Here is a 24,222-nt window from a genome sequence, read left to right on the forward strand (position 1 = left end):
GCATGGATGAGACCCTGCTCGTCGGCGGCACGACCGTGCTGCTGCGTTCGACGGGAGCGGGACTCCAGACGCTCCTCATGCGGCGTCCCGAACGCGGCTCGTTCGCCGGCGCCTGGGTGTTCCCCGGCGGTGTGACGGAGGAGACGGACGCCGAGGGCGCCGTGACCGAGGTGCAGACCGCGGAGCGCGCAGCCGCCAGGGAGTGCGAGGAGGAGGTCGGTGTCCGGCCGGAGCACCTGACGGCGCTGTCGTGCTGGGTGCCGCCGGTCGAGGCGCCCAAGCGGGTGCGGACCTGGTTCTTCCTCGCCCAGGCCCCGGATGCCGTCGTGCATGCCGCGCCCGACGAGGTGGTCGACGTGCAGTGGATCGCTCCCGCCGACGCCCTCCGTCGTCACGCCGACGGCGACATGGTGCTCTACCCGCCGACGTGGATCACGCTGCGCCGGCTGGCCGCTCGATCCTCGGTGGACGATGCCGTGGCCGCGGCATCCGCACCGGAGCACTACACGACCGTGCTGCTGGGCGGAGGCGTCTTCGTGTGGGAGGGGGATTCGGAGCATCCGGCGGGCGGCGCAGGGCGACACCGGCTGGACACGTCCTCCCTGCCCTGGATCTACACCCGCGACTGAATCAGGCGGCGAGCAGGCGTCGGAGCTGACGACCCACGGCATCCGTCTCGATGAGGAAGCCGTCGTGCCCGAAATCGCTGTTGAGGACCACTGCCTCGTTGCCGTCGAGCGTGTTCGGGATGCTGCGCGCGATGCGGTGCTGACCGTCGACGGGGAACAGCCGGTCGGTGTCGATGCCGAGGACCAGCGTGGTCGCGGTGACCGACTGCAATGCGCTCTCGACACCGCCGCGACCGCGTCCGACGTCGTGCGAGTTCATCGCCTCGACGAGCGTCAGGTAGCTGTTGGCATCGAAGCGGCGCGTGAACTTGTTGCCGTGGAAGTCGAGGTAGGACTCGACGGCGAACCGGCCGCCCCTGCCGAGAGGTGAGACCTCGGACTGCCAGGAGCGCTGGAAGCGCTGGTTCAACTCGATCGGACTGCGGTAGTTGAGCAGTGCCATGCGGCGGGCGAGCGCGAGACCGCGGTGCGGGCCCTCGCCCGTGCTCTGGTCGTAGTACTCGCCGCCCTGGAAGCGCGGGTCGATGCGGATCGCCTCGAGCTGAACGGAGTTCAACGCGATCTGGTCGGCGGTGTTCACCGGGGGAGAGGAGAGCACGGCGATCCGCTCCACGCGCTCGGGGTGCGAGACGCCCCACTCCAGGGCGTGCATCCCGCCCATGGAGCCGCCGACGACGGCCGCCCAGCGATCGATGCCGAGCGTATCGGCGAGCCGGACCTGCGCTGCGACCTGGTCGCGGATCGTCAGGTACGGGAAGCGGGAGGCCCACTCGTAGCCGTCGGGGGCGACGCTGGCGGGCCCGGTCGAGCCCTGGCATCCGCCGAGCATGTTCGGGGCGATGACGAACCATCGGTCGGTGTCCAGCGGTGCGCCGGGACCGACGATGTCCTGCCACCAGCCGTCGGTGGGATGCCCCGGCCCTGCGTCGCCGCGGACGTGGCTGTCGCCGGTGAGGGCGTGCAGCACGAGGATCGCGTTGTCGCGGGCGGCGTTGAGCTCGCCCCATGACTCGTAGGCGACGCGGATGCCGGGCAGCTCCTGCCCGCTCTCGGTCCGGAAGGCGCCGAACGCGGCGAAGCGCCTCTGGCCTACGGGGTCGCCGTCGCGCCAGGCCCCGGTGACGGGAGGGCGCGCACGGAGCAGACGGGCGTCGTCGTCGGTGACGCGCGCCGACGGCACCGTGTCCTCCGACGTGCTCTGCCAGTCCATGCATCCATTCTCTCGGCTCGTGCCCGCCCGCGGGCGAACGTTACGCGTGCCCGTCACGCGGGCGGAAAACGCAGAAACGCACGAATCTCGCAGAGTTCAAGAGAAAGTCTGCGAGATTCGTGCGTTTCTGCGAGTGGATGCTCAGGCGCGGGCGGCCTCCGAGACACGGCGAGCGGCGGCCAGGGCGCCCTCGAGGTCGGCCTTGAGGTCGTCGATGTTCTCGAGCCCCACCGACAGACGCACCAGACCCGGTGTGACACCGGAGGTGAGCTGCTGCTCCGGGGTGAGCTGGGAGTGCGTCGTGGATGCCGGGTGGATCACGAGCGAGCGCACATCGCCGATGTTGGCGAGGTGGCTGAACAGCGACAGCGAGTTCACGAACTCGCGACCGGCCTCCACTCCACCCTTGAGCTCGAACGACAGCACGGCGCCGACGCCCTTGGGCGCGTACTCGTTCGCCTTGGCGTACCACGGCGACGAGGGCAGGCCCGAGTAGTTGACCGAGGCGACGTCGGCGTGGTTCTCGAGCCACTCCGCGATCTCCTGCGCGTTCTGCACGTGGCGCTCGATGCGCAGCGACAGCGTCTCGATGCCCTGGATGAGGTTCCACGCGCTCTGCGGTGCGATCGCCGAGCCGAGGTCGCGCAGCAGCTGCACGCGCGCCTTGATGATGTACGCGAGAGCGTCGCCGACCGCTGCGGTGTAGACAGCCCCGTGGTACGACGGGTCGGGCTGGGTCAGCTCGGGGAACTTCTCGGCGTGCTCCGACCACGCGAAGGTCCCGCCGTCGACGATCGCTCCGCCGATGGTGGTGCCGTGACCGCCGAGGAACTTGGTGACGGAGTGCACGACGATGTCGGCGCCGTGCTCGAACGGACGGATGAGGTAGGGCGTCGCGATCGTGTTGTCGACGATCAGCGGGATGCCGTTCTCGTGTGCGACGTCGGCGATACCGCGGATGTCGAGCACGTTGATCTTCGGGTTGCCGATCGTCTCGGCGAAGAACAGCTTCGTGTTCGGGCGGACGGCGGCGCGCCACTCCTCGATGTCGTCCTGGTTCTCGACGAACGTCACCTCGACGCCGAGCTTGGCGAGCGTGTACTTGAAGAGGTTGTACGTGCCGCCGTAGATCGAGCTCGACGAGACGAAGTGATCGCCGGCCTGCGCGATGTTCAGGACGGCGAAAGTCGACGCGGCCTGGCCGCTGGAGAGCACGAGAGCCCCGGTACCGCCTTCGAGCGCCGCGAGGCGCTGCTCGAGGACGTCCTGCGTGGGGTTCTGGATGCGGGTGTAGATGTTGCCGAATTCGGCGAGCGCGAACAGGTTCGCCGCGTGGTCGGCGTTGTCGAACACGTACGAGGTGGTCTGGTAGATCGGCGTCGCGCGGGCCTTGGTGACCGGGTCGGGGGCGGCGCCCGAGTGGATCTGCTTGGTCTCGAAACGCCAGGTCTCGGGTGCGGACATTGTGTGCCTCCTCGGCTGGTTCGAAAACAGTGGCGGATGCCTTTGATGCGACACTACGGAACGCACGCCGACCCGACAACGCGCGGGAAATGTTACGTAACATCCACGATCCGCGTGATCGCGCGGAAAAGTCGTACGGTGGAGGCATGGCTGAACAGGCAGTGACCAGACGTGCAGTGGTGACGGGTGCGAGCTCGGGCATCGGCGAGGCGACCGTGCGGGACCTCCGCGATCGTGGCTGGGACGTCGTCGGCGTCGCCCGTCGGGCGGACCGCCTGCACGCGCTCGCGCAGGAGACCGGCGCGTCGGCGATCGCGTGCGACCTCACCGATCCGGATGCCGTGACCGCGCTGCTCGCCGAGATCGATGCGGCAGGCCCTGTCCACGCGCTGGTGCAGGTCGCCGGCGGTGCACGCGGGACGGACAGCGTCGAGGCCGGCAGCACAGAGGACTGGCAGTGGATGTACGACGTGAACGTGCTGGCGACGCAGCGGCTGGTCGCCGGCATCCTTCCCATGCTGCGTCGCGCCGCGGCATCCGACGGGCATGCCGACGCCGTCTTCGTGACCTCGACCGCGGCGCAGGTCGCCTACCCGGGCGGCGGGGGCTACAACGCCGCGAAGGCCGCGGAGTCCATGCTCGTCAAGGCGCTGCGTCAGGAGCTCAACGGCGAGCCCATCCGCGTCGTCGAGGTCGCGCCGGGGCTCGTGCGCACCGAGGAGTTCACATTGAATCGGCTCGGCGGCGACCAGGTCGCGGCCGACGCGGTCTACGCGGGGGTCGAGGCGCCGCTGACCGCCCGCGACGTCGCGGACGTCATCGGCTACGCGCTGGATGCTCCGGGGCACGTCAACCTCGACCTCATCACGATGCGGCCCGTCGCCCAGTCCGCGCAGCACCTGCTGGCCCGCGGTGCGCTGCGCGTGCGCCCCGACCTGGAGGACTGAGGCGGTGCCGGGGCGGCCGCTGACCCAGCTCGTCGATGAGGGACTGATCGACGCGGGGTGGGCGCAGGCTCTCGCTCCCGCTGCCGACACGATCCGGATGCTGGGGGACAGGCTCCGCGCCGAGCAGGCGAGCGGCGTCGGATATCTGCCCGACGGCGCGCACGTCCTGCGTGCTTTCCAGCGTCCGCTCGCCGAGGTACGGGTCCTGATCACCGGGCAGGATCCCTATCCGACGCCCGGACATCCGATCGGGCTGTCGTTCGCCGTGAACAGCGATGTGCGCCCCCTGCCGCGCAGCCTGACGAACATCTACGCCGAGCGCGAGAGCGATCTCGGCATCCCGCCGGCGCCGCACGGCGACCTCACCGCATGGAGCGAGCAGGGGGTGCTGCTGCTGAACCGCGTGCTCACGGTGCGGCCGGGCGCGCCGGCATCCCATCGCGGCTGGGGGTGGGAGCAGGCCACCGAACTCGCGATCCGCGCGCTCGTCGCGCGCGACCGGCCGCTCGTGGCGATCCTGTGGGGGAGGGATGCCGCGAACCTCCAGCCGCTTCTCGGCGAGACGCCCGTGATCGCCTCGGCGCACCCGTCGCCGCTGTCCGCACGCCGCGGCTTCTTCGGCTCCAGGCCGTTCTCGCGCGCCAATGCGCTCCTCGAGCAGCAGGGCGCGGAGCCTGTGGACTGGCGCGTGGACGGAGAACTATAGGCTGAGCGCATGCAGTTCGAACCCGGCGACCAGCGTCGCCGGCTGCCGCGCCATCTGCAGGCGCCGCCGCCGGAGCCGGACACCTTCAGCTACGTCATCCGGCCCGCGCGCGTCGGCGATCTGCCAGACGTCCGCGGGATCTACAACCATTACGTCGCCAACTCCGTCGTGACGTTCGATGAGAAGGCGTCGACGCACCGCTACTGGCGCGAGAAGTTCGCGTTGCTCACGAAGCTGAAGCTGCCATTCCTCGTGGCGGTAACCCCCTCGAACGCCGTGATCGGCTACGCGCTCGTGCAGCCGTGGGCGAGCAAGTCCGCCTACCGCTACACCGTCGAGGATTCGATCTATCTCGGCCCCGGGGCCGGCGGCAAGGGGCTGGGCACGGTTCTGCTGCATGCGCTCATCGAGGCGTGCGAGCAGATCGGCCTGCGCGAGGTCGTCGCCGTCATCAGCGACAGCGGAGCCGAGGCATCCGTCCGGCTGCACGAACGGGCCGGCTTCGTCGAGGTCGGGCGGATGGGGAGGGTCGGCTTCAAGTTCGGCCGGTCGCTCGGCACGATCTATCTGCAGCGGACCCTCAAGCCCCAGCGCCGCCGGCGGTGACTACTCCGGGATGACGGGGATCGCGGCGAGGAGCCTCTTCGTGTAGTCCTGCTGCGGGTTCAGCAGCACGTCGCGGGTGGTTCCGCGCTCGACGATCGCGCCGTCCTTCATCACCGCGACCGTGTCGCACAGGTTCTGCACGACGCCGATGTCGTGCGACACGAGGATCAGGGTCAGATCCTCGGTCTCCAGCAGATGCTCGAGCACGCCGAGGATCTGCGCCCGCACGGTGACATCGAGCGCGGAGAGCGGTTCGTCCCCGACGAGGATGCGCGGCCGGTGCACGATCGCGCGCGCGATCGCCACGCGCTGCCGCTGCCCGCCGGAGAACTCGTGCGGGTAGCGGCTCGCCATGTCCGGATCCAGCCCGACCTGTTCGAGCACCTCCTGCACGCGCGCGCGACGGTCGCCGGAGATGTCGAGCGCACGCAGCGGCTCGGCGATGATCTGACCCGCGCTCATCCGCGGGTCCAGGGACGCGTACGGGTCCTGGAACACCAGGCCGGTGGCACGGCGGAGCCAGTGCAGCGAGCGGGCGGATGCTGCGGCATCCACGCCTCGTCCGTCGATCCGCACCGTCCCCGCCGTCGGCCGGTCGAGGCCCAGCAGCAGACGGATGAGCGTGGACTTGCCCGACCCGGACTCGCCGATGATGCCGATCGACTCGCCCGCCTCGATGTCGAGGTCCGTGGGCTGCAGAGCGGTCTGGTGGCCCGCGCGTTCGAAGATCGACCGCGTGGGGACGGGGAAGTCACGGCGCAGGCTGCGGGCTTCGATGAGGCTCATGCGTCACCGCCCTCCGGCCGCCACAGCGTCGCGGTGGCATCGCGGAGCAGGCCCTGCGTGATCGGCGACGTCGGGGCGCTGAGCAGGGTCTGCACCGGCGCGGATTCGACCACTCGGCCGTCTTCGAGCACGACGCCATGCGTCGCGACCTGTGCGAGGACCGCCAGGTCGTGGGTGATGAACACGAGCGACATGCCGTGTTCGGAGGTGAGCGAGAGCATGAGCCGGAGGATCTCGGCCTGGATCGTCACGTCCAGCGCCGTGGTGGGCTCGTCGGCGATGAGCAGCCGAGGCCGGCACGCCAGCGCCATCGCGATCGCGACGCGCTGGCGCTGCCCGCCGGAGAGCTGATGAGGGTACTTGTCGACGATGGATGCCGGATCGGGCAGGTGCACGCGGGCGGCCTCGTCGATCGCGCGGGCGCGCGCCTCGCGCCGCCCGACTGCGGTGTGGATGCGCACGGACTCGGAGATCTGGCGGCCGACGGTGCGGATCGGATTGAGGGCCGTGCGCGGCTCCTGGAACACGATGCCGATGTCGTCGCCGCGGAAGCGGGCGAGCTCCCGGTCCGGCATCCCGAGCAGTTCCGTGCCGTCCCAGCGGATGCTTCCGCTCGCGGTGGCGCCGTCGGGAAGCAGCCCCAGGATCGCGAGGGCGGTGATGGACTTGCCCGACCCGGATTCGCCGATCAATCCGACCCGCGAGCCGTCCGGAACCTCGAACGAGACGCCGTCGACGACCCGGCGTCCGTCGATCTCGACGACGAGGTCCTGCACGACGAGACTCATGCGACCACCGCCGGTGTGTGGACTTCAGCCGCACGGTGGCGCAGCGTCGGGTCGGTCGCCTCGCGCAGCGCATCGCCGAGCAGATTCAGCGCGAGCACGGTGACCGTGATGGCGAGCCCCGGCCAGATCACCGAGAGGGGATGGATGCTGATGTACCGCTGCAGGTCCGACAGCAGGATGCCCCACGACGGCTCGGTCACCGATGCTCCGAAACCGAGATACGACAGACCCGCCTCGGCGAGCACGGCGACGGCCATCGACCAGGACAGCTGCACGATGAACACCGGCGCCACGTTGGGGAGCAGGTGGCGGACGAGGTTCTGCACCGGGGTGAGACCTGCTGCGCGGCCGGCAAGCACGAAGTCGCTCTGCTGGACGCGACGCAGCTCGGGGCGGGTGACCCGGGCGATGTTGACGCCGAAACCGATCCCGACCGCCCAGATGACGACCCACAGCGAACCGCCCCACACCGACGAGATCATCATCGCGATGATGAGGACGGGGAAGGCGATGAGGATGTCGACGAGGACGGCGACGGTCTCGCGCATCCAGCGGAAGGTCAGGGCCCCGAGGGCTGCGAGGGCGATCCCCACGAACGTCGCGACGACACCGGCGCCGACGCTCACGAACACGGTCGTGCGGGCTCCCGCCATGATCAGGCTCAGGATGTCGCGTCCGGTGCCGTCCGTGCCGAGCAGGTGCGGCCAGCTGGGCGCGGCCCAGCGATTTCGCACATCGGCGCTGAGCGGGTCGAACGGCGTCCAGAACAGCGCCACCAGCGCGGTGAGCGCGATCGCCGCGACGACGATGAGCGCGAAGCGGCCGGTGGCATCGGACCACAGGCGTCGCAGCCAGCGGGGCATCATGACTCCCTCTGCCTCGGGTCGACGACGTGGTGGATGAGGTCGACGATGAACCCGATCACGAGCACGAGAGCGGTCAGTACGAGCAGCTCGCTCTGCACCTTCACGAGATCGCGCGTTCCGACGTCCGCGACGAGCATGCGCCCGATGCCCGGCAGCGTGAACAGCTGCTCGATGATGACCGAGCCGACGATGATCCCGGCCACCTGCAGGCCGAGCACCGTGACGATCGACAGCCCGACCGCGGGGATGCCGTGCTGGATCAGAGCGCGGTTGCGGGTGAGTCCCTTCGCCGCCGCCGTCCGGACGAAATCCTGCCCCCGCGCCTGCAGCGTGGCGCTGCGCACGAACCGCAGCAGCATCGCGCCCTCGACGATCCCGATGGTCAGTGCCGGCAGCAGCAGGGCGCGGAAGGCCTGCCACGGCTGATCCCATCCGCCCCGCGGGAAGCCCTGCGCCGGCAGCCAGCCCAGCCAGACCGCGAACACGACGATGAGCATCATCCCGGCCCAGATCACGGGCACCGCGGCGAGGGCTTGAGCGGCGACGCTGATGGCGGTGCCGCCGGCGCGTCCGCGCAGCAGCGCCGAGCCGATGCCGAACGGCACGGCGATCAGCAGAGCGATCAACAGTGCCATGACGCCGAGGGGCACGGTGACCTGCGCCTTCTCGGCGATCTCGGCGCCCACGGACGCTCCGCTCAGCTGCGACGTGCCGAGGTCGCCGGTCAGGACGCCGCCGATCCAGTCGGTGTACTGGACGAACAGCGGGCGATTCAGCCCCAGTGATTCGCGCAGAGCCTCGACCGTCGCCGGTGGTGCCTGCGTACCCGCGATCAGCTGCGCGACGTCACCGGGGAACACGCGCAGGGTCAGGAAGATGAGCACGCTCGACACGAGGAGCCCTGCGATGAGCAGGACTCCTCGTGTCAGCGCGTATCGGATCACGGGGGACGAGCTGCCGGTCAGTCCGCGGCGACGGTGACGCCGGCGAGGTCGATGCGCGAGTTGATCGAGTCCTGCGGGAAGCCGGAGACGGTCGGGCGGACGGCGGTGATCGTCTGTCCGTTGTAGAGCCAGTCCGCCGCGTGGTCCTCGGACACGAGGCGCGCCGCCTGTGCGAGCAGTTCGGCGGAGGCGTCGGCATCGGTCTCGGCCAGCGCGCGGGTGTAGAGGTCCTGCACCTCCGGATTGTCGTAGCCGAAGTAGTAGTCCGGGTTCGCGAAGTTGCCGAAGTCGCGGGGCTCGACGTGCAGGACGAAGCTGAGGTCGTAGTCCTTGTTCGTGTAGACGTCCTCGAGCCAGGTCGGGAACTCGACCGGGTCGACCTCGAGGGTGACGCCGACCTTCGCGAAGTCCGAGATCAGCACCTGCGAGACGGTGGTGCCGTAGAACGACGGGATCGTCAGCGTGAGCTCCAGGTCCTCCTGGCCGGCCTCCGAGAGCAGCTCCTTCGCCTTCTCGGGGTCGTAGGGGGCGACGTCCGAGAGGTCCTCGTACCCGGGGTCGAGCTCGGGGATCGGGCCGTACAGCGGCTCTCCCGCGCCGACGGCTTCGATGAGGCCCTCGTGGTCGATGGCCAGGCGCAGCGCCTCGCGGACGCGCACGTCGTCGAGCGGCGCCTTGGCGTTGTTGAACGCGAGGGTCGCCTTGTCGGTGGTGCGCCCGGTCGTCAGCGCGAACTCTCCGGAGCTCTTCAGTTCGGGTGCGAGGTTGGGGTCCACCGCAGTGAGGACGTCGAGGCTGCCGTCGAGCGCGGCGTTCACACCTGCGGTGAAGTCCGGAATGTACTCGAAGACGACTTCGGCGACGCCGGCCGAGTCGCCCCAGTAGTCGTCGAAACGATCGAAGGTGATGCTGCTGCCGCGGCTCCAGTTCTGGAGGGTGAAAGGCCCCGTGCCGTTCTCCGCGGTCTGCAGATCGGTCTTGTCTCCGCTGCGGAACACGAGCCCGGCGGGGCCCGTGAGCGAGAACAGGAAGTTCTGGTTCGGCTCGGTCAGGGTGATGACGACGGTCATGTCGTCGGGGGCCTCGATGGAGTCGACGGCGGCGAACTCGGCGTGGCCCTGCAGCGATTCGTCGGCCTGCACGGCCTCGTACGACGCGACGACGTCGGCGGAGGTGAGTGCCGAGCCGTCGTGGAACGTGACGCCCTCGTTGAGGGTGAACGTGTAGGTCAGGCCGTCGTCCGAGACCTCGTAGCCCGATGCCAGGCGCGGTTCGATCGAGTTGTCCTGCGCACGCGAGACGAGACCCTCGTAGATGTTGTCGACGAGCACCTGCTCGAGAGCTGCGCCGCTGGTGTGGCGGATGTCGAGGTTGGTCGGCTCGAGCACGAGGCCCACGGTGAGGGTCGCTGCGGGATCGGGCGTGCCGCTCGAGGTCTGAACAGGGTCGGGCGAGGCGCCCGTGCAGGCGCTGAGGACGACGGCGGTGGCGGCGAGCGCCGATATTACGGCGAGGCGTCTGGTGCGGTGGGACATGATGATCGCGGGGTCCTCTCGGGCGGCGGGTTCGCTGTGCGCCGGTTCGGGGTGATGCCTGGGCAGGATGCCGGTTCAGGCGGGTGAGACGACCGCGGCCCTGATGAGCTCTGCGAGCTCTCCCGGGGCGGTCTCCTGGACATTGTGGGTCGCGCCGAGCTCAACGACGCGTGCGCCGGGGACGCGACGCTCGAACTCGGCGGTGTCGTCCTCTCCGACGAATCCGCGCAGAGCGCGGACGAGCGTGATCGGTGCGTTGGTGCCGGTGAGGTCATCCCATCCGCGCGCGTCGAGGATCGCGCGCTGCGGCGCGGCATCGGCGGCACCAGAAGGACCGGACAGCGCCTTCGCCGCGAGGTGGGCGAAGTGGTGCTTCCATTCGATCCGTCCGTCCGGACGGACGCGGGTGTTGAGGAAGACCCCGCGTTCGGTCTCCGGACGCGTGCTGCCGAAGCCGAGCGACATGGCCCGGTCGACGAGTTCGTCGCGGGTCGCGAAGTCGGTGGGACCTTCGTAGAAGGCGCGGAGGACCGCCGGGCCGGCGGTGGTGTCGATTCCCGGGGTGATGTCGACGACGATCAGTTCGCGGACGAGGTCGGGATGAGCGGATGCCACGGCCGCCGCAGTGAGCCCTCCGAGCGACTGGCCGACGAGGACCTGAGCAGCCGTGGTCCATTCCCGGAGCGCGAGGGCGATGTCGGGGGCGAGCGAGGCGGCGGAGTAGTCGGCGTCCTCGCGCCAGTCGGAGTCGCCGTGCCCGGCGAGGTCGATGGCGAGAACGGGCTGCTGCAGCCGCAGGACGGTGGTGTCCCACGTGTGGGCGTTGAGCCCCGCGCCGTGGAGAAGCGTGACGACCGGGTCGCCGGTGCCGTAGCGGAGCGCGCTGAGCCGGCGTCCGTCGGGGAGGTCGAGCGTGAGGCGTTCGACGGGGGGAACGGGTGCGCCGAGGGCCTGTGCCTGGAGCGGGAGGTAGTGGAACTCGCTGTTCTCGGTCGTCACGCCCATATTCTGCTCCGATTCGCCGGTCAGCGCGAAACGGGGGAGCAGAGTGCCTTGTTAAAAGGTGTCTTGAGTACATGTCATGCTCAATGCAGCAATGCAATTGTGAGCACATTGCATTTCCTGCATCAAGGCGGCTCACAGGGGCGGTTGTTAGTTTCGTCCACCGTGCTCACATCCATTCTTCCCTCGTGCGTCCGCTCCGGGAAGCACTATGTGCTCAGCTGGAGCATCCCCGACGCGTTCGGCGGCATGACGAGCGCTCTCCTGCATCGGTCGAGAGCATTCGTGCGCCTCGCGGGGCGGCCGGTGGAGATCCTGACCTTCGACGACCGGCTGGACTATCCCGAGCTCGTCGAGCGTCTGCGCGCCTCCGGCGATCTCGTCGACGGCATGCGCGTCCTCAACGTCTGGGAATGGCTCCGCGAGCACGACGAGGAGCTCGCGCCCCCGGGAGCATCCGTGCAGGGGCATGAGCCCCTCGAGCCGGCCCGAGGCCTGTGCGAAGGGAGCCGTGACGGTGTCGTGCTCGTGCGGCAGCAGCAGGCGGATCCGGGCGGTGAGGTGCTCGCGACGGACCGCTTCCGGCCCGACGGCACTCTGCTGATGACAGACCGTCGCGACCCGGACACGCGTGGGCGCAGCCTCGTCCTCTACGACCGACGCGGCGAACCCGTCCGCAGGTGGGAGAGCGTCTGGGCGCTGTACCGGCACTGGCTGGACCGCGTCATCGGTGCGCAGGAGAGCTTCGTCATCGTGGACTCGAAGACGGTCGCCCGGTTCGCGCGGACGTACCGCCGGGCGAACGTCGTGATGATGCACGTGCTGCACGGGTCCCACCGATCCGCCGACGGCTCGCAGCTGAGTGCGACGCGGCTCACCGTCCTCGAGCATCTCGACGACTTCGACGCGGTGATCGTCCTCACATCGCGGCAGCGCGAGGACCTCCTGCGCGATCTGGGCTCGCATGACAACATCGCGGTCATCCCCAACGGGTTCGACGGGTCGGGCCCGTCGCGCGCTTCCTCCGGGAGGCGCAGAGGCCACGGGGTGATGCTCGCCTCGCTCATCGTCCGCAAGCGGGTCTCGCACGCGATCAAGGCTCTCGCCCGGGCCTCTGACGATGCCGACCTCACTCTGGATGTCTTCGGCGAGGGGGAGCGGCGCCCGCTCCTGGAGAAGACGATCCGCTCGCTGGGCGTTCAGGATCGCGTGCGCCTGCGGGGGCACGCCGACGACGCGCGCGCGGCATTCGGATCCGCGGACTTCATGCTCCTGACCTCGAAGGCCGAGGGGCTTCCGCTCGCTCTCATCGAAGCCATGGCGGCCGGCTGCATTCCGATCGCGTACGACATCCCCTACGGTCCATCGGATGTGATCCAGGACGGACGCAACGGCTTCCTCATCCCGCCGGGCGACATCGGGTCGATGGCGCATCGGATCGCCGACCTCCAGAGGATGCCGCAGCCAGCCGTCTCCGCGATGCGCCGCCGCGCCCGCGAGAGCGCTTCACGGTTCGACGACCGGAGCGTCATGCGCGCCTGGGGGCGTGAGATGCGACGGGCGCGACGGCGCAAGCGGCGTGCGTCAGGCCCCGGTCCCCGTCGCATCCGCCGTCTCGCCGGCCGGATCAAGCGGCGCCTGCTCCGCCGCGCCGAGCGACCGCTCGTCTCAGATGCGTGAGCGGGCCCGCCGCGGCACGGCGCCGCCCGCCATCCGCGCGATGCGCTGGGACGGCGCCTCCACGACGCGGTGGAACACGGCGGCCAGGACGAGGCTCGTCGGGATGCCGACGATCATCACGAGCGGCCATCTGTCGTTGCCCCACAGATACGCGAGGGTCGCTATGACCGGAACGTGCACGAGGTAGAGGCTGTACGACGTGCGCCCCAGCCACTGCGGAACGCGCCCCTCGAGCGCCGTGCGCAGCCGCGGCCACCCCAGCGTTGCGACGATCACCAGTACGGCGCCGATGCCGGCCAGTCCCCACATGGTGCGGCCGAGGAGGCTGTCAGGAGCGGCGACCGGTCGAGTCAGCCAACTCGCCATGAGCAGCGCGAGCGCGCCGCCGGTGAACGTCGGCCAGAAGGCGGGGTGCCGCGGGCGCCGCACCCACGCCAGCAGATCGTCGAACCGGACCGCCATGAGCGTGCCGAGCAGGAAGACGGGAAGGTAGACGAGCGGTTCTGCGTCGATCATCCGCCCCGCAACGGTGAGCGGGCAGCATCCGATCGCCGCGATGAGGGCGTGCCGGCGCACGACGATCGCGACGCCGATGAACACCGGGAGGCCCAGCGAGAAGATGAGCTCCCAGCGCAAGGACCACAGGACGTTGTTGATGTCGTAGCTCGTCGTCGTCAGGAGGGCCTCGTCGAAGAACGAGCTCCACGTGACCGTCGCGGCCTGCGTGTTCTGCATCCACGAGTCATCGGGCATGGTCGCAGGGTCCCGGGGCACCAGCGCGATGAGGCCGGTGGCGAGGACGACGGAGGCCCACACCGGCAGGTAGAGGCGCAGGATGCGCGTGGGGTAGTAGCGCAACCAGCTGAAGCCGTCGCGCAGCACCGGCAGCGCCACGACGAAGCCCGACAGCACGAAGAACACCAGCACGGCCTCGGTTCCGGCGAACAGGATCTTCGCCGGCGTCTGCGTCAGCCACGCGGCGACGGCGTCGTCCAGATGCGGCATCGCGATGAGGCTGCAGTGGTACACGAGGACCACTGCCGCGGCTGCGCCGCGGACTCCGTCAAGACTCCTCATGCGTTGCGTATTCGCCATCTGCACCCACGCTAGAGACGGGGTCTGAGCCTAAGCTGAGGGCATGAGCGAGACGCGCGTGCACCTGTCGAAGACCGAACCGGCCGCGTACGAGGCCCTGGATCAGTTCGCCAGGACCGTCGGTCAGATCTGTCGAGACAACGGCATCGACGATCGGCTCAAGGAGATCGTGATGATCCACTGCTCGCAGCTCAACGGCTGCGCCTACTGCGCGCGCGTCCATCTCGACCGTGCGGTGAAGGCCGGCCTCGATACGGACACGATCGTGCAGATCCCGACCTGGCGTGAGAGCGGCGTGTTCTCGGAGCGCGAGCGTGCGGCCCTCGAACTGGCCGAGGCCTTCACCTTCATCCATGAGGACGGCATCCCCGACGACGTGTACGACCGCGTGGGCGGCGTGCTGACCGAGAAGGAGTACGCCGCGCTGAGCTGGGCGTGCGTGTCGATCAACGCCTTCAACCGGATCGTGATCGCGGGTCGGTATCCGGTTCCGCCGCGTGCAGCACAGGCGCCGGTGTGACGCTCCTCGAACTCCCCGGCGTGTTCAACGCCCGTGACGTCGGCGGGATGCCGGCATCACGCGGACGCATCCGCGAGGGGATGCTGCTGCGCTCGGGCAGCCTCGTCGCGGCGAAGCCGACGGCCGTCGCCGAGATCGAGCGCCGAGTCGGGCACATCGTCGACCTGCGCGATGGCCAGGAGGTCGCCGAAGCGCCGTCGGCGGTCAGTTCGGTGCCCACGACGAACCTGCCGCTGTTCCTCGGCTCTGTCGCGTCGTTCTTCGACGAGGATCTGAGTCTGGAGGAGATGTACCGTCACCTGATCGACGAGAGCGGCGCGCGGCTGGCGGATGCCGTCCGCGTGATCGCGGCGGGGGAGCGCACCCTGGTGCACTGCACGGTGGGCAAGGACCGCACCGGCGTCACGGTCGCGCTCGCCCTGACGGCTGTCGACGCGGATCGGGACGCCGTCGTCGCGGATTACGCGCTCACGGCATCGCAGCTGCCGGCCGAGCGCAACCGTCGGATCACGGAGTTCCTCCGGGCGCAGCATCCGCACGCCGAGAACGCGGTGGCCCTGGCGACGCAGTCGCCGGCCGCTGTCATGCGCGGCATCCTCGATGAGATCGACCGTGGGTGGGGATCGGCCGCCGACTATCTGCGTGCCCACGGCATCGCCGACGACGACCTCGTCGCGCTGAGGTCTGCGCTCGTCGAGTCCTGAGCACGATCCGGATTCGAGCAAGGTAAGGCAACCCTTCATCAGTGCTACGATGAAGAGATCATGACGATGTCGACCGAACTGCGAAGCGGGCGCGCCCAGCGCCGAGCAGCCCGTCTGCGCTCGCACCACCTGGTGACCGCGGACGAGAACTCGCTGCTCGAACTCGAGACCTTCCTCGCGACGCTGCCGCTGTGCGCTTCTGGCCGTGTGTTCATCGAGGTCGCCGACGCGGCCGACATCGGCCTGATCGATGCGCCCGCACGCATGACCGTGACGTGGCTGGCGCGTTCATCGCGCTCCGGTGCTCCCGGTTCCGGACGCTCCTGCACGCCGGGAACGGCCCTGGCCCGCGCGACCTGCGCCTGGGCGGACGAGATGCTGTGCGACAGCGAGCTGCCGACCCACGTCACGCTCCTGGGCGGCTATCTCGGCACCGCCGACATCGTCGAGCACCTGACCGGGAGTCTCGACGTCCCGGCCGAGATGATCAGCGCTCCGGAGCGGTTCGGGCTGCTGCCGTCCGCGAACTGATCGCGGCCGTTCGGCTCGATCGCCGCACGTAGTTGCCGTCCTCGAGGCCGGCCTCGATCTCGAAGCGATTGCGCAGCGGATCGCGCCCGGCGAACAGATACAGGATCGGCATCAGGAATCCGTAACGGAGCCACTGCGCCTTGTGCACGGCCTCGTGGCGCAGGATCGCGTCGCTGGGCTCGGCGTCGCCGGTCAGGAAGCAGCCGCCCACGCAGACGCCACCTCGGTTGAACGTCCACTTCGGCATGCCGCGGAACACCCACAGGCCCTCTCGGCGCTCGACGGGTCCTGTGCTCCACAGAGAGCCCCAGATCCAGCCGACGGCGGTGCCCCAGACATAGCCGATCCGACTGATGGGCGACCGCAGCAGGAACGACGGGATCCGGCGATCGAACCGGCGTCCCCGCCGGAGCGCGGCGTCGGCGGTCGCGCGCCAATCGGGCCGCGGCGATGAGCCCGGTGTCATGCCACGGCACCCACGAGTCGCAGGATCGCGCCGAGGTCGTCGACGGCATCGACGGGGGAACGGGGTGCGAACCCGGCGATGGTCGCACCGGCGAGCGGCACCCGAGCCCGAAGGGCTCTGATGGCGGATGCCAGCGCCGAGGCGCGTGCACCGAACGGCGCCGCCGTGGAGACGCCGGCCATCTCGGAGGGGTCGAGGACGTCGACGTCGATGTGCACCCACACGGCGGAGGCGCCGGTGCCGGCGACCGCGGTCGCGAGCGCGCTCTCGTCGTCGAGGTCGTCGATCCCGAGGCTCGTCAGCCGCGCGAGCGGGTCCTCCTCGGCGTCGTCCAGAACGCGTGCGCCGACGACGACCACGCGTTCGGCTGGCAGACCCGGCGAGAGGGCGAGTTGCGGTTCGCCGTCGCCGAGGATCGCGCGCAGAGCCATGCCGGAGAACGCACCGGACGGCGAGGTCTCATCCGTGTGCAGGTCGGGGTGCGCGTCGAACCAGACGAGCCCGAGGGAATCACGGTCGACGGCGTCGAGCGCGGAGACCGTGACGCTGCAGTCGCCGCCGATGACGATCGTGTCCGGTGCCATGGCCTCGGCGACCATCGAGCGGATGCGCTGCAGCGAGCTCAGCCGATGGACTCCGGTGCCGAGCGATTCACCTGCCTCAAGCGGGATGTCGAGCACCGTCGTGGCTGCGCGCGGCAGGTCGCCGGCGATCGCCGAGGCGCCGTCGACGAGCAACATCGCGCGCGCGGAGGGCGAACCCTGCCACTGCGGGACGACGAGGAATCTTGCCATCAGGGTTCACCTCCCACGCGCATCGATCGGGGACTCAGCCTTCGAGCTGCGCCTGCGGGCGACCGGTCTTCAGCTCGGCCAGCCGGGCCTCGACCTCGGTCAGCTCGCCGAGGTCGTCGAGGCTCTCGAACTGCGCGTCGAGGCTGGATGCCGCGAGCTCCACCTTGCCCTGGGCGAGCGCCTCCTGGCGGCGGACCTTGTCCTCGAAGCGGCCGAGCTCGCTCGTCGGGTCGAGCACGTTGATCGACGAGACGGCATCCTGGACCTTCGTCTGAGCCTCGGCGACCTTGGCGCGGGCCAGAAGCTCGCTGCGCTTCGCCTTGAGCTCGCCGAGCTTCTCCTTCATGCCGTTCAGGCCGCTCTTGAGCTTGTCGACGACCTCGGTCTGGGAAGCGATCGTGGGCTCTGCGGCGGCTGCCTCGCGCTCCTCGCCGATCTGACGCTGGAGGGCGATCTTGGCGAGGTTGTCGAACTTGTCGGCGTCGGCGGTGTTGCCCGCAGTGCGAAGCTCGTCGGCCTTGCGGCTGGCGGCCAGGGCCTTGTTGCCCCAGTCCTTCGCGGCCTGGACGTCCTCTTCGTGGTCGCGCTCGAGCAGGCGCAGATTGCCGATAGTCTCGGCGATCGCGGCCTCCGCGTCGGCGACGTTGTTGGTGTAGTCGCGGACGAGCTGATCGATCATCTTCTGCGGGTCTTCGGCCTGATCGATGAGGGCGTTGATGTTCGCCTTCATCAGGGTCGAGATGCGACTGAAGATGGACTGCTTGGCCATGGTGTTTCCTTTCGATTGGAACGGAGTCGTGCGAGTTCGTGATGAGCGTGCGAAGAATGAGCGGATGCTAGAAACGACCTCCCCTGGAGCGGCCACCGCTGCGGGAGCTGCTGCGTGAGGAGCCCCCGCCGAAGCTGGACGGGCGGCTGCTGCGGGAACTGCCGCTGGAGCGCCATCCGCCGCCGGAGCTCCATCCGCCGCCCCCGCCTCCGCCGCCTCCGCCGCTGAACAGGCCGCCGAGGATGCCGCCGAGGATGGCTTCGCCGAAGTCGCTGCCACCGCTCCGGGGGCTGGTGGTCCACCCGCCACCGCCGCCCCAACCTCCGGTGTTGAACGTGTCGACCTCGCTGCGCGCCGATGACAGTGCCTCGGAGGCGAGGTCGTACGCGCGGGAGGCGCGGTCGAGTGCGAGCGCAGGGTCTGCGCTCTGGGCGGCAACGGCTTCGGAGTAGGCGGCGTTCGCCTCCGCCAGACGGGTGCGCGCGGTGGCGCCGATGGCTCCGCGCCGGGTCGTGATGAAGTCGTTCGCCGTCGCGATCTGCGCCTGCGCCTGCGTCAGGCGCTGCTCGAGCATGCGCGCCGTGCGCTGCGCCTGTTCGCTCGTCTGACGCGCTTGTCCGAGAGCGCCGTCGATCTCGGTGTTCGCGGTCGTCAGCATGTCGAGGATCTGCTGGGGATTGCGGGGCGAGCCGTCCAGGCCGGTCCGTGCGGCATCCAGGTTCGAGCGCGTGCGCGCGACGATGGGAGCGAGCTGCCCCTCGGCATCGGGCATGGCGCCGGCAGCGGCGATATCGGCCTCGATATCGGTGATCATGGCGCGCGCCTGTTCTTCCACGGCGGCGAGGTTCGCGCCGAGCGACGTCACGGCGTCGACGAGGTTCTCGCTCTGCTCGACGGCCTCTTCGGCCGTGCGGATCGAGAAGGCGGCTTCGCCGTTGCGCCCCGCGGCGATCGCTGTCTCCGCCTCGGCGAGCTCGGCGTCCGCGAGGGCGAGCCGCTGCTGCGCCTGCGCAGGATTCTCGGCGACGGGCGCAAGCGCCGTGGCGTCGTACGTCTGCGCGAGAGCGGTGAGGGCAGGAGCGGCCGTGCCGAGCGTCTGCTGCGCCGTCGCGCGCCGGGCCTTGATGCGTTCGAGGGCCTGAGGGGCCTCGGCCTCGAGCTTGCGCAGCTCTTCGAACGCCTCGATGTTGGCGTTGAGCAGGTCGTCCGCCTCGTCGCAGAGCTGGATGATCCGGATGTGCCAGGCGCGACGCTGCTCCGGAGCGTCGGGAACCTCGTCGTCGATCTTCTGCTTCAGGGAGAACGCCTCCGCGACCTTGGCCTGCGCAGCCTCGATCACCTGCGTGAACTGCTGAGTCGAGTCATCGCCGTACTGCGCGACCGCGAATCCGAGCTCCTGACGGCTGGACGTGATCGCGTCGTCGGCGTGCACCAGGGCGCTGCCGGCCTGGGTCTCCAGCTCCGCGTCGCTCGCGGACGCGTACGGATCGTTCGGGTCGGGGATCCGTGCCTGCGTCGTCTGCTGGGTCTTCCTGCGGCGCGAGCGCACCGCCAGGACGATGATGAGGACCACCGCGATGATGACGATCAGAAGGACCACGATCCAGATGATCCCGCTGCCGTCCGCCGCGCCGGACTGGCCGGGGAACGCATCGGCGGCGGCGATCACCGCGCCGTCCCAGTCGCCCTGGCTCAGCCCGCTCTGCATGGCCTGGAGCACCCGGTCGATGTCGCCGTCGTCGAGCGGACCCTTGGAGTCCGCGGAGATCGCGTACTGGCTGTCGTCGACGGCGACGGCGATGAGGTACTGGTCGATGTCGAGGTTGTTCTGCACGGCGGTCTCATCCGCCCACGCCGTGCTGTCGGACGGGTCGGTGAAGGAGTCGACGAACACGACGAACAGGTCGCCGCCCTCGTCCTGAGCGAGCTCCGAGAGCCGGGTGTTCACGGCCTCCGTCTCACCGGACGACAGCACACCCGCTTCATCGGTGACGAACCCGGAGTCCAGTGTCGACGGTGGCACGGCGAGCGCCGCGGAGGCCGTCCACCCGGACGCGAGGACCGCCACGATCAGCCCCAGCACGACCGCAAACCGAGTCCGCATTGCACTCCCTCCGCAGGGCCGCAGGCCCCAGCGCTCCGAGTCTATTCACTACCGACGACAGACGATAGCGACTCTAGGCAAACAGTCTGTGTCGCCGCAGGGAAGCGCCCGGGCGACGCATACGCTTGAAGGCATGGACGACAGGTACGGTTCGGACGTGCTCGCTGCCGGATGGCGGGAGCGGGGCGCGAAGAAGGTCGCCGACGTTCCGGCCGAACGCGATCTCGTCGTCGAGGTCGCGGGCGACGGCTACTGCGGGGCCGTGACGCGCGTGCAGGGCGGCAACGTCGAACTCGAGGACTACAAGGGTCGCAAGCGCGTGTTCCCGCTCGGCGGCGGATTCCTGATCGACGGTGAGCCGGTGCGGCTGACCCCGCCCGCAGCGGTGAAGCAGGCGCCCCGGCGCACGGCATCCGGATCGTTCGCCGTCGCGGACCAGCGTGCACGCGTGGCGCTTCCCAGCCGCATCCTCGTCGAGGGGAAGCACGACGCCGAGCTCGTCGAGAAGGTGTGGGGCGCCGACCTGCGTGTCGAGGGCGTCGTCGTCGAGTACCTCGAAGGTGTCGACAAGCTCGACGAGCTGCTGGCCGCCGAACCGCCCAGCGCGAAGCGCCGCTACGGCGTGCTCGTCGACCACCTCGTCGCGGGTTCCAAGGAGACGAGGATCGCGGATGCGATCATGCGCGGCCCGCACGGCGCGCATCTGCGCATCGTCGGGCACCCGTTCATCGATGTCTGGCAGTGCGTCAAGCCGCAGGTCCTCGGGATCGCCCGGTGGCCGGAGATCCCGCGCGGAACCGACTGGAAGACCGGCATCTGCAAGGCGTTCGGCTGGCCGTACGAGTCACAGGGGGACACCGGGCGGGCCTGGCAGCACATTCTCGGCAAGGTGCACACCTACCGCGACCTGGAACCCGCGCTGCTCGGCCGCGTCGAGGAGCTCATCGACTTCGTGACGGAGCCTTCTGCTCGCTGACGCTTCGAGCGGCCAACCGGTCGAAGGGGCGGAGCCTGCGGCACGTACGATTGATGCATGCCAGAACCCCGTACCTTCCGCGATGAACCGGTCTCCTTCGTGCGCCGGAGCGGACGGATGTCGGAGGCCCAGGAGCGCGCGTTCGCGGAGCTCGCGCCCGAGTACCTGCTCGAGGTTCCGCGGGACGTCGCCTGGACGAGCGTGCATCCCGAGGCGCGCATGGATCCGGTCGCCGAGTACGGCCGCGACGCTCCGCTCATCGTCGAGATCGGCTCCGGGCAGGGGCATGCGATCGTGTCGGCGGCATCCTCCAGATCCGATGACGACTTCCTCGCCGTCGAGGTGTTCCGTGCGGGTCTCGCGCGCACCATGCTCGATGCCGAGAAGGCCGGTGTGCGCAACCTGCGGCTCGTCGAGGCCAACGCGCCGGAGGTGCTCTCCACCTACCTGCCCGAGGGGGCGGCGTCCGAGGTCTGGATCTTCTTCTCCGACCCGTGGCACAAGAAGCGGCACACCAAGCGCAGGCTGATCCGCCCCGGATTCGGGGATGCGGCCGCGCGTGCGCTCGCGGACGGGGGCCTGCTCCGCCTGGCGACCGACTGGGAGGACTATGCGCTGCAGATGGTCGAGGTCCTCGACGCTGAGCCGCTGTTCGAGCGCGCCTTCGAGGGGGAGTGGGCCGAGCGCTTCGATGGCCGGGTGATGACGGCGTTCGAGCGCAAGGGCATCGCCAAGGGGCGCGAGATCCGCGACCTCGTGTATCGGCGGAAGCCCCGGGCGTGAGTCGTCTCGCCGCGGCGCTGCTCGTCTGCCTCGCGGCGCCCGCGTTCTTCGTGCTCGAGACGCCGTGGCTGGGCTGGGTGCTGCTCGCGACCGGCGTCGTCCTCGCCTGGGCGATCGAGCGACGCGCGGTCACCGCCGCTGCTCCCTCCCTCACTCGCGACCTCGGGCTCATCGCGATCGGGATGCTGATCGTCAGCGTCATCCCGCTGGCGGCCGAACTCGACAACCTCGCGATGCTGCGCTTCACGCTCGCGCTCGGCGGGGCGGTGGTCGTTCCGTATCTTGTCTCGCGGTTCGTGTTCCGCGACAGGGCGATCCGCTTCCCGTGGCGCGCCGGCAGACGGTGGGGCAGGCTGCAGTGGACGTGGCTGGTCGCCGTGCTCGTGCTCGGCTGGCTGATCCTGCCGTTCTACTTCATCACCAGCGGCGTCTACCAGAACTGGCCGGTCGTCGACACGCCGGACCTCATCGCCCGACTGTTCGTCGGCGTCGGAGCGGTCGGGATCTGGGACGAGCTGTTCTTCATCTGCACCGTGTTCGCCCTGCTGCGCCGACACTTCCCCGATGCGCTCGCGAACGTGCTGCAGGCGATCGTATTCGTGTCGTTCCTGTGGGAGCTCGGCTACCGCGAGTGGGGACCGCTGCTGACGATCCCGTTCGCGCTGCTGCAGGGGTACATATTCCTCCGGACGCATTCGCTGGCGTACGTCGTGACCGTGCACCTGCTGTTCGATGCGGTGGTGTTCGCCGTGCTGGTGCACGCTCACAATCCGGGACTGCTGCCCGTCTTCCTCGTCTGAGCCCTCAGAACTTCAGAAGCACCTTGCCGATGCGACCGGGAGCATTGCTCGCGCGCACGGCGTCGGCGACATCGGAGGCGTCGAAGACCCCGGCGACGGGGAGCGTGAGCGATCCCTCGCTCACGCGTGCGATCAGCTCACCGAACAGGGCGCGACGGGTCGCGGCATCCATCGTCTGGCTGACCTTGCTGCCCCAGAATCCCTTGACCGTCGCCTGCTTGAAGATCACGTCGCCCGAGCTGATGTTCATGATGGGCGAGTTCATCGCGCCGAAGGCGACGAGCGTGCCGTTCTCTGCCAGCAACGAGAGCACGTCGCCGCTGGAGTCGCCGCCGACCGAGTCGACGCCGGCGATGATCGGTGCGCCGCCGGTGATCGCGGTCGCCTGCGTGCGCCAGTCGTCGTCCTCCGTGGACACGACGTGCTCGATTCCCTGCGCGCGGAGCTCATCGATGCCGTCCCTGCGGCGGACGAGGCCGAGGACGTTGATTCCGCGCGCGGCAGCGAGCTGCGCGAGCATGCGGCCGACGGCGCCGTTGGCGGCGTTCTGGACGATCCAGTCGCCTTCGGCGACGTCGAGGAACTGCAGCAGGCTGATGGCGCTGAACGGCATCGAGATGAGTTGAGCCGCCTGCTCGTCGGCGAGGGCCTCGGGGACGGGGATGAGGCCCGCCGCGTTCGTGAGCGCGTACTCGGCCCACACGCCGAAGGTGCCGCCCGAGGCGACGCGCTGCCCGACCGCAAGATGCTCGACGCCCTCGCCGAGCGCGTCGACGATGCCGAGGGCCTCCGTGCCGGATGCTGCTGGGAGGGCCGGCTTGAAGCCGTAAGTGCCGCGGATCGTCCACAGGTCGTGGTTGTGGATGGGGGAGAGCGCGATGCGCAGGCGCACCTGCCCCGGGCCGGGCTCGGGCAGGGGGCGATCCTCGAGGGTCAGGACGTCTTCAGCCGGGCCGAATTCCTGGTGGATGAGTGCGCGCACAGTGGTTCTCCTTGTCGGTCGTGCAGGTCGTGGTCGGTGGGTGTCAGGACTCGTGCAGGCGGGCGGTGATCTCCCGCAGCTCTGCGATGAGTTCCCGGTGCTGGCGATCGCCGACTCCGGCGATCTCGGCGACCTTCTTGTGGATGGGCGCGAGCTCGGCTCGCAGTGCCGTACCGGCATCCGTGAGCCGCACACGCACGACGCGCTCGTCGTCGGCGTCCCTGGTCCTCGTGACGAGGCCGTCGCGCTCGAGGCGGCGCACGAGAGGCGACAGCGTCCCCGAGTCGAGCTGCATGGCCTCGCCGAGCGACCCGATTGTCTGATCACCCTCTGTCCAGAGGACGGCGAGGACGAGGTATTGCGGGTAGGTCATGGACCATGGAGCGAGCAGCCTGCGATACGCCTGTGCGGTGGCGCGTGCTGCCGAGTACAGCGAGAAGCAGATCATGTCCTCGGTGATGCTCATACGATCTCCTTTCCATTGCTCGCAGTTAGATTGTGCACAATTGATTTGAGAATGCGCTGAGCGTCCTGT

At 69.5% G+C, this 24,222-nt stretch carries 26 protein-coding genes; 11 read left to right on the plus strand and 15 right to left on the minus strand.

Annotated features, from left to right (window positions below; all coding sequences use genetic code 11):
* Positions 1-2: 2 nt before the first annotated feature.
* On the plus strand, positions 3-629 hold the full coding sequence (locus AB0269_RS02995; protein ID WP_366209685.1) for an NUDIX hydrolase: 627 nt from the start codon (positions 3-5) through the stop codon (positions 627-629).
* Between the two features lies 1 nt (position 630).
* Here the strand turns inward: AB0269_RS02995 and AB0269_RS03000 are convergent, their stop codons facing one another.
* On the minus strand, positions 631-1,839 hold the full coding sequence (locus AB0269_RS03000) for a homoserine O-acetyltransferase (RefSeq protein WP_366209687.1): 1,209 nt from the start codon (positions 1,837-1,839) through the stop codon (positions 631-633).
* 141 nt (positions 1,840-1,980) lie between these two features.
* The gene (locus AB0269_RS03005) at positions 1,981-3,303 is read right to left on the minus strand and encodes a bifunctional o-acetylhomoserine/o-acetylserine sulfhydrylase (RefSeq protein WP_366209689.1); all 1,323 of its coding nucleotides are present in this window, start codon (positions 3,301-3,303) and stop codon (positions 1,981-1,983) included.
* Positions 3,304-3,449: 146 nt separating this feature from the next.
* On the opposite strand from AB0269_RS03005, the gene AB0269_RS03010 reads away from it, so the two are divergent.
* The 3 genes from AB0269_RS03010 to AB0269_RS03020 are packed head-to-tail and all read left to right on the plus strand — an operon-like array spanning position 3,450 to position 5,562.
* Positions 3,450-4,250, plus strand: a complete 801-nt coding sequence (locus AB0269_RS03010; RefSeq protein WP_366209691.1) for an SDR family oxidoreductase — start codon at positions 3,450-3,452, stop codon at positions 4,248-4,250.
* Positions 4,251-4,254: 4 nt separating this feature from the next.
* Positions 4,255-4,956 (plus strand): uracil-DNA glycosylase, encoded by a 702-nt coding sequence (locus AB0269_RS03015; RefSeq protein WP_366209693.1) that lies wholly within the window; start codon positions 4,255-4,257, stop codon positions 4,954-4,956.
* A gap of 9 nt (positions 4,957-4,965) precedes the next feature.
* On the plus strand, positions 4,966-5,562 hold the full coding sequence (locus AB0269_RS03020; protein ID WP_366209695.1) for an N-acetyltransferase family protein: 597 nt from the start codon (positions 4,966-4,968) through the stop codon (positions 5,560-5,562).
* Here AB0269_RS03020 and AB0269_RS03025 read toward each other — a convergent pair whose 3' ends face one another.
* The 6 genes from AB0269_RS03025 to AB0269_RS03050 all read right to left on the minus strand — a co-directional run bounded on the left by AB0269_RS03025 (position 5,563) and on the right by AB0269_RS03050 (position 11,486).
* Positions 5,563-6,348, minus strand: a complete 786-nt coding sequence (locus AB0269_RS03025; RefSeq protein ID WP_366209697.1) for an ATP-binding cassette domain-containing protein — start codon at positions 6,346-6,348, stop codon at positions 5,563-5,565.
* Positions 6,345-7,136 (minus strand): ABC transporter ATP-binding protein, encoded by a 792-nt coding sequence (locus AB0269_RS03030; protein ID WP_366209699.1) that lies wholly within the window; start codon positions 7,134-7,136, stop codon positions 6,345-6,347. Before AB0269_RS03030 ends, AB0269_RS03025 begins: the two co-directional genes overlap by 4 nt.
* Positions 7,133-7,999 (minus strand): ABC transporter permease, encoded by an 867-nt coding sequence (locus AB0269_RS03035; protein ID WP_366209701.1) that lies wholly within the window; start codon positions 7,997-7,999, stop codon positions 7,133-7,135. The genes AB0269_RS03030 and AB0269_RS03035 overlap by 4 nt, the downstream gene beginning before the upstream one ends.
* On the minus strand, positions 7,999-8,946 hold the full coding sequence (locus AB0269_RS03040; protein WP_366209703.1) for an ABC transporter permease: 948 nt from the start codon (positions 8,944-8,946) through the stop codon (positions 7,999-8,001). The genes AB0269_RS03035 and AB0269_RS03040 overlap by 1 nt, the downstream gene beginning before the upstream one ends.
* A gap of 17 nt (positions 8,947-8,963) precedes the next feature.
* Positions 8,964-10,481, minus strand: coding sequence for an ABC transporter substrate-binding protein (locus AB0269_RS03045; RefSeq protein ID WP_366209705.1), 1,518 nt, complete (start codon positions 10,479-10,481; stop codon positions 8,964-8,966).
* Between the two features lie 75 nt (positions 10,482-10,556).
* Entirely contained in the window at positions 10,557-11,486 is a 930-nt protein-coding gene (locus tag AB0269_RS03050) for an alpha/beta hydrolase (RefSeq protein WP_366209707.1), read from the minus strand.
* A gap of 162 nt (positions 11,487-11,648) precedes the next feature.
* Here AB0269_RS03050 and AB0269_RS03055 point away from each other — a divergent pair, with 162 nt between their 5' ends.
* On the plus strand, positions 11,649-13,163 hold the full coding sequence (locus tag AB0269_RS03055) for a glycosyltransferase (RefSeq protein ID WP_366209709.1): 1,515 nt from the start codon (positions 11,649-11,651) through the stop codon (positions 13,161-13,163).
* Here AB0269_RS03055 and AB0269_RS03060 read toward each other — a convergent pair.
* The gene (locus AB0269_RS03060; RefSeq protein ID WP_366209711.1) at positions 13,152-14,240 is read right to left on the minus strand and encodes an acyltransferase; all 1,089 of its coding nucleotides are present in this window, start codon (positions 14,238-14,240) and stop codon (positions 13,152-13,154) included. The two genes, AB0269_RS03055 and AB0269_RS03060, sit on opposite strands and share 12 nt — an antisense overlap.
* A 61-nt stretch (positions 14,241-14,301) precedes the next feature.
* Here AB0269_RS03060 and AB0269_RS03065 point away from each other — a divergent pair, with 61 nt between their 5' ends.
* The 3 genes from AB0269_RS03065 to AB0269_RS03075 are packed head-to-tail and all read left to right on the plus strand — an operon-like array spanning position 14,302 to position 16,013.
* Complete coding sequence (locus AB0269_RS03065) at positions 14,302-14,778, plus strand: carboxymuconolactone decarboxylase family protein (RefSeq protein WP_366209713.1); 477 nt, start codon at positions 14,302-14,304, stop codon at positions 14,776-14,778.
* A complete protein-coding gene (locus tag AB0269_RS03070) occupies positions 14,775-15,482 on the plus strand; it encodes a tyrosine-protein phosphatase (protein ID WP_366209715.1) in 708 nt (235 codons plus the stop codon). The genes AB0269_RS03065 and AB0269_RS03070 overlap by 4 nt, the downstream gene beginning before the upstream one ends.
* Positions 15,483-15,542: 60 nt before the next feature.
* The gene (locus AB0269_RS03075; RefSeq protein WP_366209717.1) at positions 15,543-16,013 is read left to right on the plus strand and encodes an SIP domain-containing protein; all 471 of its coding nucleotides are present in this window, start codon (positions 15,543-15,545) and stop codon (positions 16,011-16,013) included.
* On the opposite strand, the gene AB0269_RS03080 is transcribed toward AB0269_RS03075, so the two are convergent.
* From AB0269_RS03080 to AB0269_RS03095, 4 genes are all read right to left on the minus strand, one after another.
* Positions 15,970-16,479, minus strand: a complete 510-nt coding sequence (locus AB0269_RS03080) for a Fe-S oxidoreductase (RefSeq protein WP_366209719.1) — start codon at positions 16,477-16,479, stop codon at positions 15,970-15,972. The genes AB0269_RS03075 and AB0269_RS03080 overlap by 44 nt on opposite strands.
* On the minus strand, positions 16,476-17,273 hold the full coding sequence (locus AB0269_RS03085; protein ID WP_366209720.1) for an arginase family protein: 798 nt from the start codon (positions 17,271-17,273) through the stop codon (positions 16,476-16,478). The genes AB0269_RS03080 and AB0269_RS03085 overlap by 4 nt, the downstream gene beginning before the upstream one ends.
* Positions 17,274-17,307: 34 nt before the next feature.
* Positions 17,308-18,042 (minus strand): PspA/IM30 family protein, encoded by a 735-nt coding sequence (locus AB0269_RS03090; protein ID WP_366209722.1) that lies wholly within the window; start codon positions 18,040-18,042, stop codon positions 17,308-17,310.
* 67 nt (positions 18,043-18,109) lie between these two features.
* Entirely contained in the window at positions 18,110-20,146 is a 2,037-nt protein-coding gene (locus AB0269_RS03095; protein ID WP_366209724.1) for a TPM domain-containing protein, read from the minus strand.
* A 133-nt stretch (positions 20,147-20,279) separates the two neighbouring features.
* Here AB0269_RS03095 and AB0269_RS03100 point away from each other — a divergent pair, with 133 nt between their 5' ends.
* The 3 genes from AB0269_RS03100 to AB0269_RS03110 are packed head-to-tail and all read left to right on the plus strand — an operon-like array spanning position 20,280 to position 22,705.
* On the plus strand, positions 20,280-21,122 hold the full coding sequence (locus AB0269_RS03100; protein WP_366209726.1) for a DUF3097 domain-containing protein: 843 nt from the start codon (positions 20,280-20,282) through the stop codon (positions 21,120-21,122).
* Positions 21,123-21,179: 57 nt separating this feature from the next.
* Complete coding sequence (gene trmB, locus AB0269_RS03105; protein WP_366209728.1) at positions 21,180-21,905, plus strand: tRNA (guanosine(46)-N7)-methyltransferase TrmB; 726 nt, start codon at positions 21,180-21,182, stop codon at positions 21,903-21,905.
* Positions 21,902-22,705 carry a CPBP family intramembrane glutamic endopeptidase gene (locus AB0269_RS03110; RefSeq protein ID WP_366209731.1) on the plus strand — a complete coding sequence of 268 codons (804 nt, stop codon included), beginning with the start codon at positions 21,902-21,904 and terminating at the stop codon, positions 22,703-22,705. Before trmB ends, AB0269_RS03110 begins: the two co-directional genes overlap by 4 nt.
* Before the next feature lie 4 nt (positions 22,706-22,709).
* Here the strand turns inward: AB0269_RS03110 and AB0269_RS03115 are convergent, their stop codons facing one another.
* The gene (locus AB0269_RS03115) at positions 22,710-23,687 is read right to left on the minus strand and encodes a zinc-binding dehydrogenase (RefSeq protein WP_366209733.1); all 978 of its coding nucleotides are present in this window, start codon (positions 23,685-23,687) and stop codon (positions 22,710-22,712) included.
* Positions 23,688-23,730: 43 nt separating this feature from the next.
* Positions 23,731-24,153, minus strand: a complete 423-nt coding sequence (locus tag AB0269_RS03120) for a MarR family transcriptional regulator (protein WP_366209735.1) — start codon at positions 24,151-24,153, stop codon at positions 23,731-23,733.
* Positions 24,154-24,222 lie beyond the last annotated feature (69 nt).

It is taken from the genome of Microbacterium sp. NPDC077644 (genome assembly GCF_040702785.1).
Lineage (GTDB): Bacteria > Actinomycetota > Actinomycetes > Actinomycetales > Microbacteriaceae > Microbacterium.

Bases quoted from the DNA above. Each gene is read 5' to 3' on its own strand.
- AB0269_RS02995 (WP_366209685.1), top strand. From the start codon at position 3: ATGGATGAGACCCTGCTCGTCGGCGGCACGACCGTGCTGCTGCGTTCG.
- AB0269_RS03000 (WP_366209687.1), bottom strand. From the start codon at position 1,839: ATGGACTGGCAGAGCACGTCGGAGGACACGGTGCCGTCGGCGCGCGTC.
- AB0269_RS03005 (WP_366209689.1), bottom strand. From the start codon at position 3,303: ATGTCCGCACCCGAGACCTGGCGTTTCGAGACCAAGCAGATCCACTCG.
- AB0269_RS03010 (WP_366209691.1), top strand. From the start codon at position 3,450: ATGGCTGAACAGGCAGTGACCAGACGTGCAGTGGTGACGGGTGCGAGC.
- AB0269_RS03020 (WP_366209695.1), top strand. From the start codon at position 4,966: ATGCAGTTCGAACCCGGCGACCAGCGTCGCCGGCTGCCGCGCCATCTG.
- AB0269_RS03025 (WP_366209697.1), bottom strand. From the start codon at position 6,348: ATGAGCCTCATCGAAGCCCGCAGCCTGCGCCGTGACTTCCCCGTCCCC.
- AB0269_RS03030 (WP_366209699.1), bottom strand. From the start codon at position 7,136: ATGAGTCTCGTCGTGCAGGACCTCGTCGTCGAGATCGACGGACGCCGG.
- AB0269_RS03035 (WP_366209701.1), bottom strand. From the start codon at position 7,999: ATGCCCCGCTGGCTGCGACGCCTGTGGTCCGATGCCACCGGCCGCTTC.
- AB0269_RS03045 (WP_366209705.1), bottom strand. From the start codon at position 10,481: ATGTCCCACCGCACCAGACGCCTCGCCGTAATATCGGCGCTCGCCGCC.
- AB0269_RS03050 (WP_366209707.1), bottom strand. From the start codon at position 11,486: ATGGGCGTGACGACCGAGAACAGCGAGTTCCACTACCTCCCGCTCCAG.
- AB0269_RS03060 (WP_366209711.1), bottom strand. From the start codon at position 14,240: ATGAGGAGTCTTGACGGAGTCCGCGGCGCAGCCGCGGCAGTGGTCCTC.
- AB0269_RS03065 (WP_366209713.1), top strand. From the start codon at position 14,302: ATGAGCGAGACGCGCGTGCACCTGTCGAAGACCGAACCGGCCGCGTAC.
- AB0269_RS03075 (WP_366209717.1), top strand. From the start codon at position 15,543: ATGACGATGTCGACCGAACTGCGAAGCGGGCGCGCCCAGCGCCGAGCA.
- AB0269_RS03080 (WP_366209719.1), bottom strand. From the start codon at position 16,479: ATGACACCGGGCTCATCGCCGCGGCCCGATTGGCGCGCGACCGCCGAC.
- AB0269_RS03085 (WP_366209720.1), bottom strand. From the start codon at position 17,273: ATGGCAAGATTCCTCGTCGTCCCGCAGTGGCAGGGTTCGCCCTCCGCG.
- AB0269_RS03090 (WP_366209722.1), bottom strand. From the start codon at position 18,042: ATGGCCAAGCAGTCCATCTTCAGTCGCATCTCGACCCTGATGAAGGCG.
- AB0269_RS03095 (WP_366209724.1), bottom strand. From the start codon at position 20,146: ATGCGGACTCGGTTTGCGGTCGTGCTGGGGCTGATCGTGGCGGTCCTC.
- AB0269_RS03100 (WP_366209726.1), top strand. From the start codon at position 20,280: ATGGACGACAGGTACGGTTCGGACGTGCTCGCTGCCGGATGGCGGGAG.
- trmB (WP_366209728.1), top strand. From the start codon at position 21,180: ATGCCAGAACCCCGTACCTTCCGCGATGAACCGGTCTCCTTCGTGCGC.
- AB0269_RS03120 (WP_366209735.1), bottom strand. From the start codon at position 24,153: ATGAGCATCACCGAGGACATGATCTGCTTCTCGCTGTACTCGGCAGCA.